General features: G+C 38.5%; 13 protein-coding genes and 4 pseudogenes. 9 read left to right on the plus strand and 8 right to left on the minus strand.

Annotated features, from left to right (window positions below; genetic code table 11):
* A complete protein-coding gene (locus O3633_RS01890; protein WP_371620188.1) occupies positions 1-711 on the minus strand; it encodes an ABC transporter ATP-binding protein in 711 nt (236 codons plus the stop codon).
* Positions 712-879: 168 nt separating this feature from the next.
* On the opposite strand from O3633_RS01890, the gene O3633_RS01895 reads away from it, so the two are divergent.
* The 5 genes from O3633_RS01895 (at position 880) to zwf (ending at position 7,536) form a co-directional block, all read left to right on the plus strand.
* Entirely contained in the window at positions 880-1,551 is a 672-nt protein-coding gene (locus O3633_RS01895; RefSeq protein WP_049530491.1) for a response regulator transcription factor, read from the plus strand.
* Positions 1,536-2,609, plus strand: coding sequence for a sensor histidine kinase (locus O3633_RS01900; RefSeq protein ID WP_371620189.1), 1,074 nt, complete (start codon positions 1,536-1,538; stop codon positions 2,607-2,609). The genes O3633_RS01895 and O3633_RS01900 overlap by 16 nt, the downstream gene beginning before the upstream one ends.
* Positions 2,610-2,776: 167 nt before the next feature.
* The gene (locus O3633_RS01905) at positions 2,777-4,951 is read left to right on the plus strand and encodes an ABC transporter substrate-binding protein/permease (protein WP_371620190.1); all 2,175 of its coding nucleotides are present in this window, start codon (positions 2,777-2,779) and stop codon (positions 4,949-4,951) included.
* On the plus strand, positions 4,951-5,691 hold the full coding sequence (locus O3633_RS01910) for an amino acid ABC transporter ATP-binding protein (RefSeq protein ID WP_049503260.1): 741 nt from the start codon (positions 4,951-4,953) through the stop codon (positions 5,689-5,691). The genes O3633_RS01905 and O3633_RS01910 overlap by 1 nt, the downstream gene beginning before the upstream one ends.
* A gap of 357 nt (positions 5,692-6,048) precedes the next feature.
* On the plus strand, positions 6,049-7,536 hold the full coding sequence (gene zwf, locus O3633_RS01915; protein WP_371620191.1) for a glucose-6-phosphate dehydrogenase: 1,488 nt from the start codon (positions 6,049-6,051) through the stop codon (positions 7,534-7,536).
* Positions 7,537-7,575: 39 nt separating this feature from the next.
* On the opposite strand, the gene ftsY is transcribed toward zwf, so the two are convergent.
* Genes ftsY through O3633_RS01930 form a run of 3 tightly spaced genes read right to left on the minus strand, consistent with a single transcriptional unit; the run spans position 7,576 to position 10,625 of the window.
* Complete coding sequence (gene ftsY, locus O3633_RS01920) at positions 7,576-9,012, minus strand: signal recognition particle-docking protein FtsY (RefSeq protein ID WP_049530498.1); 1,437 nt, start codon at positions 9,010-9,012, stop codon at positions 7,576-7,578.
* Positions 9,013-9,015: 3 nt separating this feature from the next.
* Entirely contained in the window at positions 9,016-9,834 is an 819-nt protein-coding gene (locus tag O3633_RS01925; RefSeq protein ID WP_049530499.1) for a Cof-type HAD-IIB family hydrolase, read from the minus strand.
* Positions 9,834-10,625 carry a Cof-type HAD-IIB family hydrolase gene (locus tag O3633_RS01930; protein ID WP_049530501.1) on the minus strand — a complete coding sequence of 264 codons (792 nt, stop codon included), beginning with the start codon at positions 10,623-10,625 and terminating at the stop codon, positions 9,834-9,836. The genes O3633_RS01925 and O3633_RS01930 overlap by 1 nt, the downstream gene beginning before the upstream one ends.
* Positions 10,626-10,958: 333 nt before the next feature.
* Here O3633_RS01930 and O3633_RS01935 point away from each other — a divergent pair, with 333 nt between their 5' ends.
* Positions 10,959-11,426, plus strand: a complete 468-nt coding sequence (locus O3633_RS01935; RefSeq protein WP_000136624.1) for an 8-oxo-dGTP diphosphatase — start codon at positions 10,959-10,961, stop codon at positions 11,424-11,426.
* 159 nt (positions 11,427-11,585) lie between these two features.
* Here O3633_RS01935 and O3633_RS01940 read toward each other — a convergent pair.
* Positions 11,586-11,767, minus strand: a pseudogene (locus O3633_RS01940) (hypothetical protein).
* A 17-nt stretch (positions 11,768-11,784) separates the two neighbouring features.
* Between O3633_RS01940 and O3633_RS01945 the strand changes: the two are divergent.
* The 3 pseudogenes from O3633_RS01945 to O3633_RS01955 form a co-directional block, all read left to right on the plus strand.
* Positions 11,785-12,102 (plus strand): annotated as a pseudogene (locus O3633_RS01945) (transposase); the annotation flags it as partial.
* Between the two features lie 79 nt (positions 12,103-12,181).
* Positions 12,182-13,139: pseudogene (locus tag O3633_RS01950) on the plus strand (IS110 family RNA-guided transposase); the annotation flags it as partial.
* A gap of 154 nt (positions 13,140-13,293) precedes the next feature.
* Positions 13,294-14,600: pseudogene (locus O3633_RS01955) on the plus strand (transposase).
* Positions 14,601-14,692: 92 nt separating this feature from the next.
* Here O3633_RS01955 and O3633_RS01960 read toward each other — a convergent pair.
* The 3 genes from O3633_RS01960 to O3633_RS01970 are packed head-to-tail and all read right to left on the minus strand — an operon-like array spanning position 14,693 to position 18,239.
* Positions 14,693-15,649: an ABC transporter permease gene (locus O3633_RS01960; RefSeq protein WP_049509105.1), complete on the minus strand. Its 957-nt coding sequence runs from the start codon at positions 15,647-15,649 to the stop codon at positions 14,693-14,695.
* Between the two features lie 2 nt (positions 15,650-15,651).
* Positions 15,652-16,710, minus strand: a complete 1,059-nt coding sequence (locus O3633_RS01965; RefSeq protein WP_000038693.1) for an ABC transporter permease — start codon at positions 16,708-16,710, stop codon at positions 15,652-15,654.
* Positions 16,710-18,239, minus strand: a complete 1,530-nt coding sequence (locus tag O3633_RS01970) for an ABC transporter ATP-binding protein (protein WP_049530803.1) — start codon at positions 18,237-18,239, stop codon at positions 16,710-16,712. The genes O3633_RS01965 and O3633_RS01970 overlap by 1 nt, the downstream gene beginning before the upstream one ends.
* Between the last annotated feature and the right edge of the window lie 22 nt (positions 18,240-18,261).

The following is an 18,261-nucleotide window of genomic DNA, read 5'->3' on the forward strand; positions in this document are numbered from 1 at the left end:
TTATTCACCTTCTTTCCCTTCGAGCGCTTTAAAATATGCTTCCTCAAAAGAGCCAAACTGTTTCAAAATATCTTTTGTAGGAGCATCAATAACGATCTTCCCATTAGAAATACCAACTAAATGATCTACAGTTAATTCTAACTCACTCATATAATGACTTGTCATTAATACAGTTTTACCTTCACTGACAAAAGATTGTAAAAAATTGCGTACCCAGCGTATCCCCTCTGGATCTAGTCCATTGATTGGTTCATCTAAAATTAAGATGTCAGGCTTTGCTAATAAGGCTGTTGCTAATCCAAGACGTTGCTTCATTCCTAATGAATAGTCTTTTACTTTTTTATTTCTAGCTTCACTTAACCCCACCAAGTCTAAACATTCCTTGCACCTATTTCTGTCAACACCACAAGCCAAGCCAATCCACCGAAGATGCTGAAATCCTGTTCTTGTTGGATAAGGTTGGCAACTATCGAGGAATGATCCAACAATACAAAAAGGATTATTACCCAATTGCGAGTATTTTTTGCCATTGATCAATGCCATTCCTGTTTGACTATTTTCTAAACCAAGTAAAATTCTGATTAAAGTCGATTTCCCAGAACCATTTGGTCCAATCAATCCAGTTACCTCTCCTTTCTTAGCTTTGAAAGACACATTTTTCAGAACAATTTTATTATTATATTCCTTATGTAGATTTTGAATTGTTATCATTCCTTCTTTTCCCTTCTAACTTTTTGTGAAATTTCACCTTCACTTGGAGCAAGTATATCAGGCGAATATCAGGAAAAAATCAGAATAAACATTTTTATAATTATTTTTTCATTTCTAACAAATTACTTTTTATGTTTGCTATAATATACACAAGTAATTGGAGGAACTATGAAGTATAAAATTTTAGCAATTGATGATGATGAAAAAATCTTACGATTAATAGTGAATGCATTAGAAGCAAACAACTTTAACGTAGAAACTCGGTCAAATACAGAAGAAATCGACATCTGCGACTTTACTGGATTCGATCTGATTTTACTTGACGTCATGATGCCTATTTCTGGTTTAGAGATTTGTCGCTCCATTCGTTCACAAATTACTACTCCAATCCTGTTTCTAACCGCTAAAAATTTTGAAGAAGATTTACTAAAGGGGATACAAGCTGGAGCAGATGATTACATCACAAAACCATTCAGCATTAAGGAATTGATTGCAAGAATTCAAATGCATCTTCGTAGAGAGGAAAGATCTCACCCTGCCTCTAAAGAAGAATTGATTTCAGATATAACTTTTTATCGAGATAGTCAAGAAGTTTATTATCAATCCAAGAGCATTTCTCTAACTAAGCGAGAATTTGATCTACTTTATCTTTTAGCTAAAAATGAGAACCGAATATTTAGCGCAGAGGAACTTTACGATTACCTCTATCCTGTAAGCTCTGATGTACAGCTACGGTCAATCACCGAATACATCTATCAAATCAGACAAAAATTTAAGGCTCATCAAATTGATCCTATCAAAACGGTTTGGGGAGGAGGATACAAATGGCAAAAGAAATGACAATCAAGCAACTCATTAAGCGTACTTATCTTACAATCATTTGGCAATTTCTTTTATGTCTTTTACTTTTTTACATAGTCCCAGCTCTTCTATCTTCTGTATCTGGAATCAATGAGAAAAATGCCAATTTCTTTGCTTTATTTTTTAGCGTCAGTTCTTGGATTTATCTTTGCATCATTTTAATTCTTATCATTGTAACAAATATTCGACAATTATTAACCAAGATTCAAAAAGAAATGAACATGGTTTATCATAGTGGTCTATATTTCAACAAAAATAATCATCAGCATTTTCAGATTAAAGAATTTATTGAAACAAATGATCTGATCGAAAAAATGCAATCTGATATAAAAAATAGGATTGAAAATGAAAAAGAACAAAAAAAAGAACTCATGTTTCAAGTATCTAGCGCTGCACATGATCTTCGAACTCCTCTAACTGTCATCAGAGGAAATGCTGAATTCCTACAATCTACCAAACAAACACCCCAAGTAATGGAATGCCTAAAAGATCTGGAGCAAGCAAGTATTCAGTTAAATGAGTATTTCAACCACTTCATCCAATACTCCAAAACTTTTTATGACCATGATATTCAACTTGAAAACATATCAATTAAACAAGTAACTCATCAATTAAAGGAACATATCACACCTTTACTTCCTAGAAATACACACTTTGTTTTTACAAACACAGTAAATCCATCAACACAAATTGCAATTCATTCCAATCTATTTTTCCGAGCAATCACAAATATTATTAATAATGCAATACAACATCAAAAAGAGAATGATGCACAAATCCACCTAACAATTTCACAAGAAAATAGTCAATTAGTTCTAACTATATGGAATAACCAATCTTGTTTTTCAAAAAACATATTACAAAATGCTGGAAATCTTTTCTATAAAGATGACCAAGCAAGAACACCCTCTCAAGAAAGTCACTATGGACTTGGTTTATCTTTCGTCAAGCGCGTCATGAAACTTCATAATGGAACTATGCACTTAGAAAATAGTAATCATGGTGCACAAGTCAAGCTAATCATTCCCATTATATAGAACAAGCCGAACTCATCAACATGTGTTCGGCTTTTCTTCCTTTTTAGATCAAAAAATCAGTATCATAAAATTTTTATGTAACATCTTCTTACATAAAAACACTAAATATTTGCCAACTTTTTTAGTTTCTGCTATAATGGGTAAATATTCTAAAAAGGAGACTAAACATGAAGAAAAAAATCCTTGCATTTTTATTATTTTTATTTCCGCTATTCTCTTTAGGCTATGCTAATGCGGACACTATCAAGATTGTTAGTGATACTGCTTATGCGCCCTTTGAGTTTAAAGATACAGACCAGACTTATAAAGGAATTGATGTTGACATCATCAATAAAGTCGCTGAGATAAAAGGATGGAATATCCAAATGTCTTATCCAGGCTTTGATGCTGCTGTCAATGCGGTCCAATCAGGGCAAGCAGATGCGATCATGGCTGGTATGACAAAAACCAAAGAACGTGAAAACGTCTTTACCATGTCTGATACATACTATGATACAAAAGTTGTCATCGCAACGACTAAGTCTAATAAAATCACTAAGTATGAAGAACTCAGTGGTAAAACTGTTGGTGTTAAAAACGGTACTGCTGCACAACGTTTCCTAGAAAGTATCAAAGATAAATATGGTTTCACTATCAAAACCTTTGATACTGGCGATTTGATGAATAACAGTCTCAGTACAGGTGCTGTAAATGCCATCATGGATGACAAACCAGTTATCGAGTACGCTATTAACCAAGGGCAAGATCTCAGTATCAACATGGACGGAGAAGCCGTTGGAAGCTTTGCTTTTGGAGTTAAAAAAGGTAGCAAGTACGAATACCTAGTTACAGAATTTAACGAAGCTTTAGCACAAATGAAAAAAGATGGTAGCTTGGACAAAATTATCAATAAATGGACAAATTCTTCTAAAACTAGTTCACAAGTGACTTCTCTCACTTCAACTACAAGCGCAGGTCAAAAAGCTACTCCAGTCAAATCAAAATACGTTATCGCTAGTGATTCTTCATTCGCACCATTTGTCTTCCAGAACTCAAGCAACCAGTACACTGGTATTGATATGGACTTGATCAAGGCTATTGCCGAAGACCAAGGTTTCGAGATTGAAATCACTAACCCAGGATTTGACGCTGCTATTAACGCAGTTCAATCTGGTCAAGCTGATGGTATGATTGCTGGTATGTCTGTTACAGACGCTCGTAAAGAAACCTTTGATTTCTCTGATTCTTACTATACAGCTAATACTATTCTTGGAGTTAAGGAATCAAGTACCATTTCTTCTTATGAAGATCTGAATGGTAAAACCGTTGGTGTTAAAAACGGTACTGCTTCTCAAACCTTCCTAACTGAAAATCAAAGCAAATATGGTTATAAAATTAAAACCTTTGCAGACGGTTCATCTATGTATGACAGCTTGAACACTGGTTCAATCGACGCTGTGATGGATGACGAACCAGTTCTTAAATACTCTATCAGTCAAGGTCAAAAATTAAAAACACCAATCGAAGGTACTCCAATCGGTGAAACTGCTTTTGCAGTTAAAAAGGGAAGCAATCCTGAATTGATTGAAATGTTCAACAACGGTCTTGCAAATCTTAAAGCAAGTGGTGAATTCCAAAAGATTCTTGATAAATACCTTGCAACTGATTCAACAAGTGAATCATCAACTGTTGACGAAACTACTATCTGGGGCTTGTTGAAAAACAACTACAAACAACTTCTAAGTGGACTTGGAATTACCCTTTCTCTAGCTTTGATTTCCTTTGCAATTGCGATTGTTATCGGGATTATCTTTGGTATGTTCAGCGTTAGTCCTTATAAATCACTTCGTCTTATTTCAGAAATCTTTGTCGATGTGATTCGTGGTATTCCATTGATGATTCTTGCTGCCTTTATCTTCTGGGGAGTTCCTAACTTTATCGAATCTCTTACAGGTCAACAAAGTCCAATCAACGACTTTGTCGCTGGTACAATCGCCCTCTCCCTAAACTCAGCTGCCTACATCGCTGAAATTGTTCGTGGTGGTATTAAGGCTGTTCCTATCGGACAAATGGAAGCTAGTCGAAGTCTTGGTATCTCTTACAGTAAAACCATGCGTAAGATTGTCTTGCCACAAGCAACCAAACTCATGCTTCCAAACTTCGTCAACCAATTTGTTATCGCACTTAAAGATACAACTATTGTATCTGCAATCGGGCTAGTAGAACTCTTCCAGACTGGTAAGATTATCATCGCCCGTAACTACCAAAGTTTCAAAATGTATGCAATTCTCGCAGTCTTCTATCTTGTGATTATCACTCTTCTTACTAGACTTGCAAAACGCTTAGAAAAGAGGATTCAATAATGGCTAAATTAAAAATCGATGTTGATAATTTACATAAACAATATGGTAAAAACAAAGTCCTTAAAGGAATCTCAGCAAAATTCTACGAAGGAGATGTTGTTTGTATCATTGGACCTTCTGGTTCAGGTAAATCAACTTTCTTGCGTAGCTTGAATCTCCTTGAGGAAGGTACAAAAGGTCATATCACGGTTAATGGTTATGATTTGACGGATAAAGCAACCAACGTGGACCACGTTCGTGAAAATGTCGGAATGGTTTTCCAGCACTTCAATCTTTTCCCACACATGACAGTATTAGAAAATATCACTTTCGCTCCAGTAGAGCATAAGTTGATGACTAAGGCTGAAGCTGAAAAATTGGGAATGGAACTCCTTGAAAAAGTTGGATTGGCTGATAAAGCTAATGCAAACCCTGAAAGCCTATCAGGTGGACAAAAACAACGTGTAGCTATCGCTCGCGGTCTAGCCATGAACCCTGATATCATGCTCTTTGACGAACCAACTTCTGCCCTTGACCCTGAGATGGTCGGCGACGTTCTTAACGTTATGAAGGAATTGGCTGAACAAGGCATGACTATGATCATCGTAACCCACGAAATGGGATTCGCCCGCAAGGTTGCCAATCGTGTGATCTTTACTGCTGACGGTGAATTCCTCGAGGACGGAACACCCGACCAAATCTTTGATAACCCACAACATCCGCGTCTTAAAGAATTTTTAGACAAGGTTCTAAACGCCTAGAAAAGATAGGACTAAAAGTCTTTATAATCAAAAAAACGCATTGTATCAGGTGTTAAAAGCTTGATATTATGCGTTTTATTGTGGGAAAATTTACTTCGGTTTCTCCTAATACTCAATGAAAATCAAAGAGCAAACTAGGAAGCTAGCCGAAAGCTGTACTTGAGTACGGTAAGGCGACGCTGACGTGGTTTGAAGAGATTTTCGAAGAGTATGAAATTGAGTTTTGCCTAACCTCTTAGTATAGCCGTATTGGATTTTTGGATTTTTTAGAAAATTATGATAAAATAAAGGATATGAAAAATGGGGACTCCTCATGCCTAGTTTAACTAGGAAACAAAATAGAAATTAGGTAGCTAGATGTCATCAAAAGTTATTGTTACAATTTTCGGTGCAAGTGGGGATTTGGCCAAACGTAAGCTCTACCCTTCACTTTTTAGACTTTATAAATCAGGTAATCTTTCTGATCATTTTGCTGTTATTGGAACTGCTCGTAGACCTTGGAGTAAGGAGTATTTCGAATCTGTCGTTGTCGAATCTATTTTAGACTTGGCAGATAGTGTGGAAGAAGCTCAAGCATTTGCGAGTCATTTTTACTATCAAAGCCACGATGTTAATGACACTGAGCACTACATCGAATTACGTAAACTTCAGGCTGAATTAAACGAGAAATATCAGACTGAGCACAACAAACTCTTCTTCCTCTCAATGGCACCTCAGTTCTTTGGTACCATCGCCAAACATCTCAAATCAGAGCAAATTGTTGATGGTAAAGGCTTTGAACGTTTGATCGTTGAGAAACCTTTTGGAACAGACTATGAGACTGCAAGCAAACTAAACGAAGAACTCCTAGCTACTTTTAACGAAGAGCAAATCTATCGTATCGACCACTATCTTGGTAAGGAAATGATTCAAAGCATATTTGCCATTCGTTTTGCTAATATGATTTTTGAAAATGTTTGGAATCGTGAACACATCGATAATGTTCAGATTACCTTTGCAGAACGTCTAGGGGTTGAAGAACGTGGTGGCTACTATGATGAGTCTGGTGCCCTTCGTGATATGGTTCAAAACCATACACTCCAACTCCTGTCGCTCTTAGCTATGGATAAACCAGCAAGCTTTACCAAGGATGACATTCGCGCAGAGAAAATCAAGGTCTTCAAGAACCTTTACCACCCTACAGATGAGGAACTTAAAGAGCACTTCATCCGTGGTCAATATCGTTCTGGTAAAGTTGATGGCATGAAATATATTTCATACCGTAGCGAACCAAATGTCAACCCAGAATCAATGACAGAAACCTTCGCTTCAGGTGCCTTCTTTGTAGATACCGACCGCTTCCGTGATGTACCTTTCTTCTTCCGTACAGGTAAACGCCTAACTGAAAAAGGAACACACGTGAACATTGTCTTCAAACAAATGGATTCAATCTTTGGAGAACCTTTAACACCGAATGTTCTGACCATCTACATCCAACCAACCGAAGGATTCTCTCTCAGTCTTAACGGTAAAAAGGTCGGAGAAGAGTTTAGCCTCGCACCAAATTCGCTTGACTATCGAACAGATGCTACAGCTACAGGTGCTTCACCAGATCCATATGAAAAACTCATCTATGATGTTTTGAACAATAACTCAACTAACTTTAGCCACTGGGATGAAGTGAGTGCATCATGGAAATTGATTGACCGTATTGAAAAGCTTTGGGCTGAAAACGGGGCTCCACTTCATGACTACAAGGCTGGTAGCATGGGACCTCAAGCTAGCTTTGAACTCCTTGAAAAATACGGTGCCAAATGGACATGGCAACCAGATATCGCCTATCGTAAAGATGGTCGTTTAGAATAATCAAAAACAATCCTGCAAGAATTCTTGCAGGATTTTCTTTTATATCAAACCTTCTAGAAGGCCCTTCATAAAGTTTTCAGAGTTAAATTCACCGATATCATCGATTTTTTCACCAAAACCAATCAACTTAACAGGGATATTCAGTTCTTCACGGATAGCAAGAACGACACCACCTCGGGCAGTTCCATCAATCTTGGTTAAGACAATTCCTGTAACAGGAGTAATTTTTGAAAACTCTTTGGCTTGTACAAGAGCGTTTTGTCCTGTTGAGGCGTCAAGTGCTAGGAAGGTTTCATGCGGAGCTTCTGGCACGACACGTTTAATGATACGACCAATTTTTTCCAACTCTGCCATCAAGTTTTCCTTGTTTTGTAAACGGCCAGCTGTATCAATCATCAAAATGTCAACACCTTCTGCTACTGCACGTTCCATCCCATCAAAGACAACACTAGCCGGATCTGCTTTTTCAGGTCCAGTAACCACAGGAACATCTACACGACGGCCCCATTCTGCTAGCTGAGCTACCGCACCAGCACGGAAGGTATCCGCAGCAACAAGCATGACTTTCTTGCCTGCTTGCTTGTAGCGATGCGCTAATTTACCGATTGAAGTTGTTTTCCCGACACCATTAACACCTACAAAGAGCATGACTGTCAAACCATCTTGGAAGTTAATGTTTTCATTGTATTGTCCATCTTTTTCGTAAAGCTCTACCAATTTTTCGATGATCACACGACGGAGAACATCTGGTTTCTTGGCATTTTCAAGTTTTGCTTCATAGCGCAATTCTTCAGTGAGATTTGAAGCTACCTGTACACCAACGTCACTCATGATTAAGAGTTCTTCTAGTTCTTCGAAGAATTCTTCATCAACAGAGCGGAAGTTAGCAAAGAAGGCATTCAAACGAGCACCAAATCCCGTACGAGTTTTCTTGAGACTACGGTCATATTTTTCCTGTACAGTCTCTTGAACTTGAGGAATTTCTTCGATTACTAAATCTTCTTCCACTTCTTCAGAAGTGTCTGCTTCCGTTTCGTCTGATTGAACTTGATTAGCTTCTTCATCGTCGCTATCACTTGAAGGTACTTCTTCGACTGGTGACTCAGGTTCTTCTGCAACAAACTCAACTACTTCTTGAGAGCTGTCTTCAGTTTCTTCAACTTCTGTTGACTCTGACTCTTCCTGACAACAATGACACTCAGTTTCCTCTTCAAACTGAGTTGCTTCTGGTTCAACTGTTTCTAGAGTAGCTTCTGCCTCTGGTTCTGCAGACTCACTAACTTCTTTAGAATAAGTTTCCTCAACTTCTGAACTTTGATCGATTTCCTCAGTATTTTTCACTTCAACTTCTTCAGTTCTAAGTGCTTCAACTTCCTCGCTAGGTTCTGTCAGATCCAAGTTTTCCAAAGCTTCTTTAACGACTTCTTCGATTTTTGGTTCTTCTTTTCTCCCAAATAAACGGTCAAATAATCCCATTCTTTAGTTCTCCTTCAGTACATATTTTTCAATGGCCCAGGCAACAGCTTCCTCGTCATTGGTCATAGGGGTTACTACATTTGCAACTTCCTTGACCTCAGGAACAGCATTTTGCATAGCAACACCAAGTCCTGCCCATTCAATCATGGAAAGGTCATTGGCCTCATCTCCACAAGCCATCACTTGACTTTGGTCAATTCCTAGATGGTCGATCAATTTAGCTAATCCAGTAGCCTTATGAACGTTCTTAGGTGACCATTCCAAAAGCATGTCGCGAGATTTAAAAATTTCATAATTGTTAAACAAGTCTGGTGAAATATTAGCAATTGCGACATCCAGTGGTTCTTGGGCAAAAGCGGTCACACATTTGTTGTAGGTCATTTGACTAGACAAATCTTCAAAGTCAATTGGAACAAAAGTCAGAGCAGGATTAAATTTAGCATACAGACTTTCTTGATCTGATTGGATTTGGTAAACTGTACCTTCTGAAATGGCATCTAAAGGAATGCCTAGTTTTTCAGTTTCCTCGTAAATACGTGTCACATCATCAATAGAGAATACTGTCTTATCGAGGATTTCACCTGTATTTTTCTGAACTAATCCACCATTAAAGGTGATAGTATACTCGTCATCATGGCCGTCTGTTCCAAGCTCTTTAAGGAAGAAATCCATAGCCTTGAGGGGACGTCCAGTTGTCAGTACCACTTTGACTCCCTGATCACGCGCAGCCTTTAAAGTTGCCTTAGTACGATCAGTCAATTTCTTGTCTGTCGTCAGCAAAGTCCCATCTAAGTCTAGGGCAATTAATTTAATATCTGCCATTACAATCCCTCCATATAAGCAATAACTGATTGGTCTTTGTGATGTCCGATAACTGTTTCAGCTAGTTCTAAAATCTCTGGACGAGCATTTTCAGGTGCGACTGGGTGCCCTACAACTTGCATCATGTGCAGGTCATTAAGATTATCACCAAAGGCCATCACCTGGTCCATATCTAGATTTAACTTCTTGGCCAATTCGACAATAGCAACTCCCTTGTCAACATGGTCTAAAACGATGTCAATGGATTCAAAGCCTGTCGTCATAGCCTTGACCCCAGGAACATGTTCATTGACCCAAGCTTCTCCAGCGTCAACCGTTTCTTCAGTAAAGTTAGTTGTGAATTTGAAAATCTCATCGGTAATATCTTCTAGTCTGGCTACTTTTTTGATATTTTCATTGTAATGATGGCTAAACATAAGATAGATTTCATCTACTGTATCTAAGACATAGCAAGCCTCTTTACCAGTCAAGAGCATCTTCTTCTCATCGAAATAAGGTGAAGTCTTTAGCTTTTCAAAAGTTGATAGGTAAAAATCTCTAGGCATGGTCGCTTCATAAAGGTCCTCTCCATGAAAACGAACCAAACTACCATTTTCAGCAATAAAGATTATCTCATCTTTGACATCCGCAAAATGCTTTTCAAGTGACAAAAGCCCACGACCAGATGCAACAGCAAAATAGATTCCTTTTTCTTTATAAGAATGGAGCAACTTTTTCAGACGCTCCATATCAAATTGACCGGCACCATCCAAAAAAGTACCGTCCATATCCGTTGCTACTAATTTAATCATAAAATTCTTCATACTCCAATTAATAAATCTACCTTCTATTATACCATAGAAAAAGTAAAAAAAGACGTGCTGAATTGACACGTCTTTGTCTTCTATAAATAATCCCATAGGGCCAATTTAAAGGCCAGGCTGATTTGCTTACTTTCTTTTAAATCCAACCTCTCAACACTTTTCTTCCAAAGTTCTTGATTGAAGTCTATTCTGAGAGTTCATCAGCTATTGCGTAAAAATTATCAATCTTTGGCTGAGATACATTTGTCACAATCATAAATAGCATATAGTTCTTGACATATAATCTTGCATATGAAAAAATACTTGTTGGAGGTTAATAATATGACTGAAAAAATCAAAAACTGGGTTAATATTTGCGTTTTGAAAAATCAAGAAATTTTATTACTTAATAGACAGCACGATAATTTTCCTGGCTGGATTCCACCGGGGGGAAAAGTTGAATTCCCTGAAAGTTTTTTTGAAGCTGCATTACGGGAACTTAAGGAAGAGACTGGTCTCACTGCATTAAATCTTGAATTAAAAGGAATTTCAGGCTTTACTAATTCAATTGGTAATGAGAGATTTGTCTTCTATGACTTTTTATGTACTCAGTTTACTGGTGAACTAAGTACATCTGCTGAAGGTGAGCCAAAATGGTGGAATCTAAAAGATATTGATAAAATACCAATGCAAGATGAAATAAGAAAAAGGCTACCGCTTTATTTAAGAAAAGGAAGCTTTGAAAGTATTAATTATTGGGATGATAATAAAAAATGCATTAGTGAAAACAAAACAATTTTATTTGACTAATATTCTATACGGTATAATCAAATGCAAAAATCTCAATACATTAGTAAATTTTGTATAATTCAATACTCAACATAATCTGTCTTTAACAACATATAATTTAACGTTTTACAAAACATGAGTATCCAAATAAAAATCATCTACTCTAGCAATCTTTTCCTTCTACCTATAGATAGCTATAAGAGTCTGGGACAATAGTCGCCTAGCACCAAAAAAAGCAACGGATTTGCCGTTGCTTTTTACATGGTTGCGATAGTCTTGGTAAAATAGAATTGCACAATAAACCATTTAGAAAGGCTATCTCATGCATATTCACTATAACACAAATCAAACAACTTTACCACTAGAAATCTGTTCTTTCTTGCCACAAGACCATCTCGTTTTTACGATTGAAAAAGTGGTGAATTCATTGGATGATAGTCACTTCCACGCCTTCTATCATGCCTTTGGTCGCCCGTCTTATCACCCTAAAATGCTTGTAGCTACTCTTCTATTTGCCTATTCACAAGGGATTTTCTCTGGTCGAAAAATTGAAAAAATGATGATTGAAAATCTAGCTATGCAGTACCTAACAGGACAGTTGGTTGTCAGCTATCGCACCATCAATCGTTTTCGTGTCGCTGAAGGGATGGAAGAACTCATTCGTAATCTTTTCATCGACCTCAATCTTCGTCTAAAATATGTGGGACGCTAAACGTCGCGTATTGAAAATAAAATCACTAAAACATGGAATTATTCAAGACAAAAGAGGTAATGTCATGCGTACAGTATTTGGAATTGATGCAAGTAAAACAAGTTCTGAGGTAGCAATTTTAGTCAACGGCGAAAAGGTTCATGGCTACACCATGCTCAATGATGCCATTGGATTCAATCGCCTGTTGGGGGACTTGAAAGTCGTTCATAACCCTGAGATTATATTTGAGGCCACAGGCGTCTATTCTCGACGTCTTCAGGCCTTTCTTCTTGAGGAATGTGGTTACAGCTTATACACGGCTAAATCCACTGGAAGCTAAGAAGCAACTGGACAGTCTGCGAGTTCGTAAAACAGATAAAATTGACGCTGAAAAGTTGGCTAAATCTCAGCTTGTGCACAATCGTAAACCAACTTGCGTGCAGGAAGAAATTTATCAACACCTGCCTGATTTAAGCCGTTTCTATCAAAATATGACTGAAGATCTTGTTCGAGCTAAAAACCGTCTGCACAAGGTCCTTCAAGTCACCTTTCCTGAATGGGAAAATCTCTTATCCACACCAACTGGAGAACAATATTGGAACTTAGTGATGGCTTTCCCATGCAAAGAGTTTGTATTAAGCCTATCTCAAAGTGACTTGTGTGAGATTATCCGTCAATCTACTTCCAAACGCATCTCTGAAAAGCGTATTGCTTACCTGACTGATAAACTTATAAAACTCGCTAAACAATCTTTTTGTGCGGTCAAGAAAACCTCTCCAATGCTTGAAGAGGTTCGTTACTATGCCCAAGAATGGCTTCGTCTTTCTGAACGCAGACAAGTTGTCTTAAACGACATGGTAGCTCTAGCTCAGCCTTTACCAGAGTATGATATCTTACGGTCAATTCCTGGCATCGCAGAAACCACAGCGACATCTATCATTGGCGAATTGGGAGATATTCGTCGCTTTCAGTCTACCAATCCCTGCCATATCGCTGACTTTTATGAGAAACGAAAAAGACAATCGACAATAGCTTCAACTAAGAGCCCAAATTTTACAATCGAAAACACAAAAAAGGCTCTATAATATTTGTAGTGGGTAAATCCCTATGGATATTATGGAGCTTATTTTGTTGCAGAAAAAAATCCCATAAGATCTATAATGAAAAGCGATCAAACAACTCATTAGAAAGAATCATATGGAACCATTACATTTTATCACAAAACTACTCGATATCAAAGACCCTAATATCCAGATTCTAGACATCATCAATAAGAATACTCACAAGGAAATCATCGCTAAACTGGACTATGACTCCCCGTCTTGTCCTGATTGTGGAAATCAAATGAAGAAATATGATTTTCAAAAGACTTCTAAGATTCCTTACCTTGAAACAACTGGTATGCCTACTAGAATTCTCCTTAAAAAACGCCGTTTTAAGTGCTATCATTGATCTAAATTGATGGTCGCTGAGACTTCTATCGTCAAAAAGAATCATCAAATTCCTCGCATCATCAATCAAAAGATTGATCAAAAGTTGGTTGAAAAGACTTCTATGACCGATATTGCCCATCAGCTGTCCATTTCAACTTCAACTATCATTCGTAAGCTCAATGACTTTCATTTTAAGCATGACTTTAGCCGACTTCCTGAGATTATGTCTTGGGACGAATATGCCTTTACAAAAGGAAAGATGAGTTTTATTGCTCAAGATTTTGACAAACTCAATATCATCACCCTTCTTGAAGGTAGAACTCAAGCCGTCATCCGAAATCACTTTCTTCGCTACGATCGAGCTGTCCGTTATCAGGTGAAAGTCATTACCATGGATATGTTTAGTCCTTATTATGACTTGGCTAAACAGCTTCGCTTTCGGATTTCTAGGCTCAGGCTGAAACAGTCTCCCAGACTGTTTCACTCCCATGTGCTAAAATTGTTCTAGATCGTTTCCATATTGTCCAACACTTGAGCCGTGCTATGAGTCGTGTGCGTGTCCAAATTATGAATCAATTTGAACGAAATTCTCATGAATACAAGGCTATCAAACGCTACTGGAAGCTCATTCAACAGGATAGTCGTAAACTCAGCGATAAACGTTTTTATCACCCTACTTTTCGTATGCACTTGACGAATAAAGAGATTCTAGACAAGCTTTTAAGCTATTCCGAAGACTTAAAATCTCACTATGAACTCTATCAGCTATTGCTTTTTCACTTTCAGAATAAAGAGCCCGAGAAATTTTTCGGACTCATTGAGGACAATCTAAAACAGGTCCATCCTCTTTTTCAGACTGTCTTTAAGACATTTCTCAAGAATAAAGACAAGATTAACAACGCCCTTCAATTACCTTATTCCAACGCCAAATTGGAAGCTACTAATAATCTCATCAAACTTATTAAACGAAATGCCTTTGACTTCCGGAACTTTGATAACTTTAAGAAACGAATTTTCATCGCTCTGAATATAAAAATGGAGAGGTCAACAATTGTCCTCTCCAGATGTTAGCCGCTTTTATTCAACCCACTACAGTTGACAAAGAGCCGGAACCTCTAGCTTTTTTGTGGCTGAGAACTATTTTGTCTCAGACGCTTTTTTGTTTATTTAGATTTGATATAGTTGATACCATCTGCCTTCGGTGCAACTGCTTTACCAAAGAAGGCTGCTAGAACGACGATGGTCAAGAGATATGGTGCAATTTGCAAGTAAACGGCTGGAACTCCTTGCAAGAAAGGAAGTTGAGAACCGATAACTGCCAAACTTTGAGATAATCCGAAGAAGAGACTTGAAAGCATAGCTCCAACAGGATTCCACTTACCGAAAATCATAGCAGCAAGTGCGATAAATCCAGGTCCAACGATGGTAGTAACTGAGAAGTTAACGGAAATTGACTGAGCGTAGATAGCTCCACCGATTCCTCCAAGGAAACCTGAAATCACAACTCCAAGATATCTCATCTTGTAGACATTAATCCCCAAAGTATCTGCTGCTTGTGGGTGTTCACCAACTGAACGGAGGCGAAGTCCAAAGCGAGTTTTAAAGAGGACAAACCATGCTAAGAATGAGAAGGCAATTGCTAGGTAACCAAGTAAACTTGTTGACTTGAAGAAGATATCTCCGATAACTGGGATATTAGCCAAAAGAGGGAAATCAAAACGTCCAAAAGTTTGCGTTAAGTTATCCGTTTGTCCCTTGTTATAAAGCACTTTGACTAAGAAAACAGCCAAGGCTGGCGCCATCAAGTTAAGTACGGTACCACTGACAACATGGTCAGCACGGAAATGAACTGTAGCTACTGCATGAATCAGTGAAAAGATAGCTCCAACTAATCCACCAACTAGCAAAGCCAACCAAGGAGTTAATGCTCCCAAATCTTGTGCAAATTCAAGATTAAACACAACTCCAGAAAAGGCACCCATAACCATGATTCCTTCAAGTCCAACGTTAACAACTCCACCACGTTCAGAGAAAACGCCTCCGATACTTGTGAAAATAAGTGGTGCTGAATAAATCAACATTGAAGAAACCATAAGGGTTAACATTGTTGTAATCGACATCCTTATTTACCTCCTTTAAGTTGTTTTCTTGGTTTGACAAAGCGTTCGATGATGTAGTGAACGCTGACAAAGAAGATAATTGAGGCTGTAACGATACTTACAAGCTCTGATGGTACTTGTGCTGCATTCATACCAGGGGCTCCAACTTGAAGCACTCCGAACAAGAAGGCTGCAAAGAGAATTCCAATCGGTGAGTTTGCAGCAAGTAGACTTACCGCCATACCATTAAATCCGATTGCCAATGATGAACCCTGAACATAGACGTTTTGGAAGGTACCGAGTCCTTCTACAGCTCCACCTAGACCTGCAAGAGCACCTGAGATAATCATTGATAGAATAATGGTGCGTTTCGCTGAAATCCCTGCGTATTCAGAAGCATTTGGATTGAGACCAACTGCACGGATTTCAAAACCGAGAGTTGTCTTCTTAAGCAAGAACCAGATAACTGCAACTGCAATGATGGCAAAGAAAATCCCAATATTCATACGAGAGTTTCCTGTTAACTCAGCAAGCCAAGGTGTTTGATAAGTTGCGTTTGCACTTACTCGGATTGATGAGTCTGTACTTTGCATGATATCTTTAGGGAAAGAGTGGATAAAGGCATTACTTGTATAGAGAACAATGTAGTTCATCATGATGGTTACGATAACTTCAGATGTTCCAAGATAAGCTCTTAAAATACCAGGAATGGCGCCAACAATTCCTCCAGCAACCAGCGCAATGACAACTGTCGCAAGAATCAACAATGGACGTGGTAAATCCGGATTCGAAAGAGCAAACCAACCACTCATAACCCAACCAGCGAGTGCTTGTCCTGGAAGACCAACGTTAAAGAAGCCAGCACGACTCGCAACTGCAAATCCAAGAGCAATCAAGACTAATGGTCCCATGGCACGGAAAATTTCACCGATTCCACGAACACTACCGAAGGCTGTGTAGAACAACTCTTCATAACCCCAAATAGCATCGTAGCCAAAAATCCACATGACGATGGCTCCAAGCAAGATTCCAAGGATAACAGAAATCAAGGGAACCGAAATTTGTTGTAATTTTTTAGACATCACTCTTCTCCTTTTTCCAATTCACCACCAGCCATCAAGACACCAAGTTCTTGCTTGTTGGTTGTTTCTGGTGTTACGATCCCTTGAATCTTACCATCATGAATAACAGCGATTCTATCTGAGACATTTAGAATCTCGTCTAGTTCAAAGCTGACTACAAGGACAGCTTTTCCATTATCCCGTTCTTGAATCAAGCGTTTGTGAATGTACTCAATGGCACCGACGTCCAAACCACGAGTTGGTTGGCTGACGATGAGGAGATCAGGATTTCGATCAATCTCCCGAGCGATGATTGCTTTTTGTTGATTTCCTCCAGAAAGGGCCGAAGCTGGAACAATCTCGCTAGCAGCACGAACATCAAACTCCTGCATCAATTTTTTTGCATAGTCAATGATATTCGTATAATTTAAAATTCCCTTTTTGCTAAGAGGTTCCTTATAGTAGGTTTGAAGAGCGATATTTTCAGAAATCATCATTTCCAAAACCAGACCATCACGGTGACGGTCTTCAGGAACGTGACCTACGCTTAGTTCAGTGATTTGGCGAGGATGCAAACCTACGATAGATTGGCCTTTCAACTCTACGCTACCAGATTCAATCTTACGAAGTCCTGTGATAGCTTGAATCAATTCAGACTGACCATTCCCATCAATACCGGCAATTCCGACAATTTCACCAGCTCGAACATCGAGTGAGAGATTTTTAACAGCAGGAACGCCACGGTTTTCATTAACAACCAAGTCTTTAATGGACAGTACAACTTCTTTTGGTTGAGGTGCCTGCTTCACAGTTTTGAAGGAAACTGAACGCCCTACCATCATTTCTGCCAAGTCAGCGTTAGTCGCACCAGCAATCTCAACTGTTTCGATAGACTTACCACGGCGGATAACTGTAACACGATCAGATACTGCGCGAATCTCATCCAACTTATGGGTAATCAAGATGATTGATTTGCCTTCTTTGACAAGGTTCTTCATGATGGCCATCAACTCATCGATTTCTGATGGCGTCAAAACGGCAGTTGGTTCATCAAAGATAAGAATATCGGCACCACGATAAAGTGTCTTTAGGATTTCAACACGTTGTTGAGCACCAACAGAGATATCTGCTACTTTGGCAGAAGGATCCACAGCAAGACCATAACGCTCCGATAGTTCGTTAATTTCTCGAGTTGCTCGAGCAATATCTAGGACACCATTTTTGGTTAATTCACTTCCCAAAATGATATTTTCAGCAACTGTGAAAGCTTCAACCAACATAAAGTGCTGGTGAACCATCCCAATTCCTAAGCTAGCTGCTTTTGATGGCGAGTCTAGTTTTACAACTTGACCGTTGACCACAATTTCACCACTAGTTGGTTCTAGAAGCCCTGCTAGCATGTTCATAAGAGTGGACTTCCCAGCTCCATTTTCTCCTAAAAGTGCATGAATTTCACCTTTACGAAGTTCAAGGTTAATCTTGTCGTTAGCGACAAATTCACCGAAAACTTTGGTAATTTCACGCATCTCAATGACATTTTCGTGTGCCATGTGCTCTTCCTTTCAGAGTTTT

The sequence above is a fragment of the Streptococcus sp. 27098_8_22 genome (genome assembly GCF_041432415.1).
GTDB lineage: Bacteria > Bacillota > Bacilli > Lactobacillales > Streptococcaceae > Streptococcus > Streptococcus pseudopneumoniae_M.

Coding starts and splice junctions, on each gene's coding strand:
- O3633_RS01890 (WP_371620188.1), bottom strand. CDS start 711: ATGATAACAATTCAAAATCTACATAAGGAATATAATAATAAAATTGTT.
- O3633_RS01895 (WP_049530491.1), top strand. CDS start 880: ATGAAGTATAAAATTTTAGCAATTGATGATGATGAAAAAATCTTACGA.
- O3633_RS01900 (WP_371620189.1), top strand. CDS start 1,536: ATGGCAAAAGAAATGACAATCAAGCAACTCATTAAGCGTACTTATCTT.
- O3633_RS01905 (WP_371620190.1), top strand. CDS start 2,777: ATGAAGAAAAAAATCCTTGCATTTTTATTATTTTTATTTCCGCTATTC.
- O3633_RS01910 (WP_049503260.1), top strand. CDS start 4,951: ATGGCTAAATTAAAAATCGATGTTGATAATTTACATAAACAATATGGT.
- zwf (WP_371620191.1), top strand. CDS start 6,049: ATGTCATCAAAAGTTATTGTTACAATTTTCGGTGCAAGTGGGGATTTG.
- ftsY (WP_049530498.1), bottom strand. CDS start 9,012: ATGGGATTATTTGACCGTTTATTTGGGAGAAAAGAAGAACCAAAAATC.
- O3633_RS01925 (WP_049530499.1), bottom strand. CDS start 9,834: ATGGCAGATATTAAATTAATTGCCCTAGACTTAGATGGGACTTTGCTG.
- O3633_RS01930 (WP_049530501.1), bottom strand. CDS start 10,625: ATGATTAAATTAGTAGCAACGGATATGGACGGTACTTTTTTGGATGGT.
- O3633_RS01935 (WP_000136624.1), top strand. CDS start 10,959: ATGACTGAAAAAATCAAAAACTGGGTTAATATTTGCGTTTTGAAAAAT.
- O3633_RS01960 (WP_049509105.1), bottom strand. CDS start 15,649: ATGTCGATTACAACAATGTTAACCCTTATGGTTTCTTCAATGTTGATT.
- O3633_RS01965 (WP_000038693.1), bottom strand. CDS start 16,710: ATGTCTAAAAAATTACAACAAATTTCGGTTCCCTTGATTTCTGTTATC.
- O3633_RS01970 (WP_049530803.1), bottom strand. CDS start 18,239: ATGGCACACGAAAATGTCATTGAGATGCGTGAAATTACCAAAGTTTTC.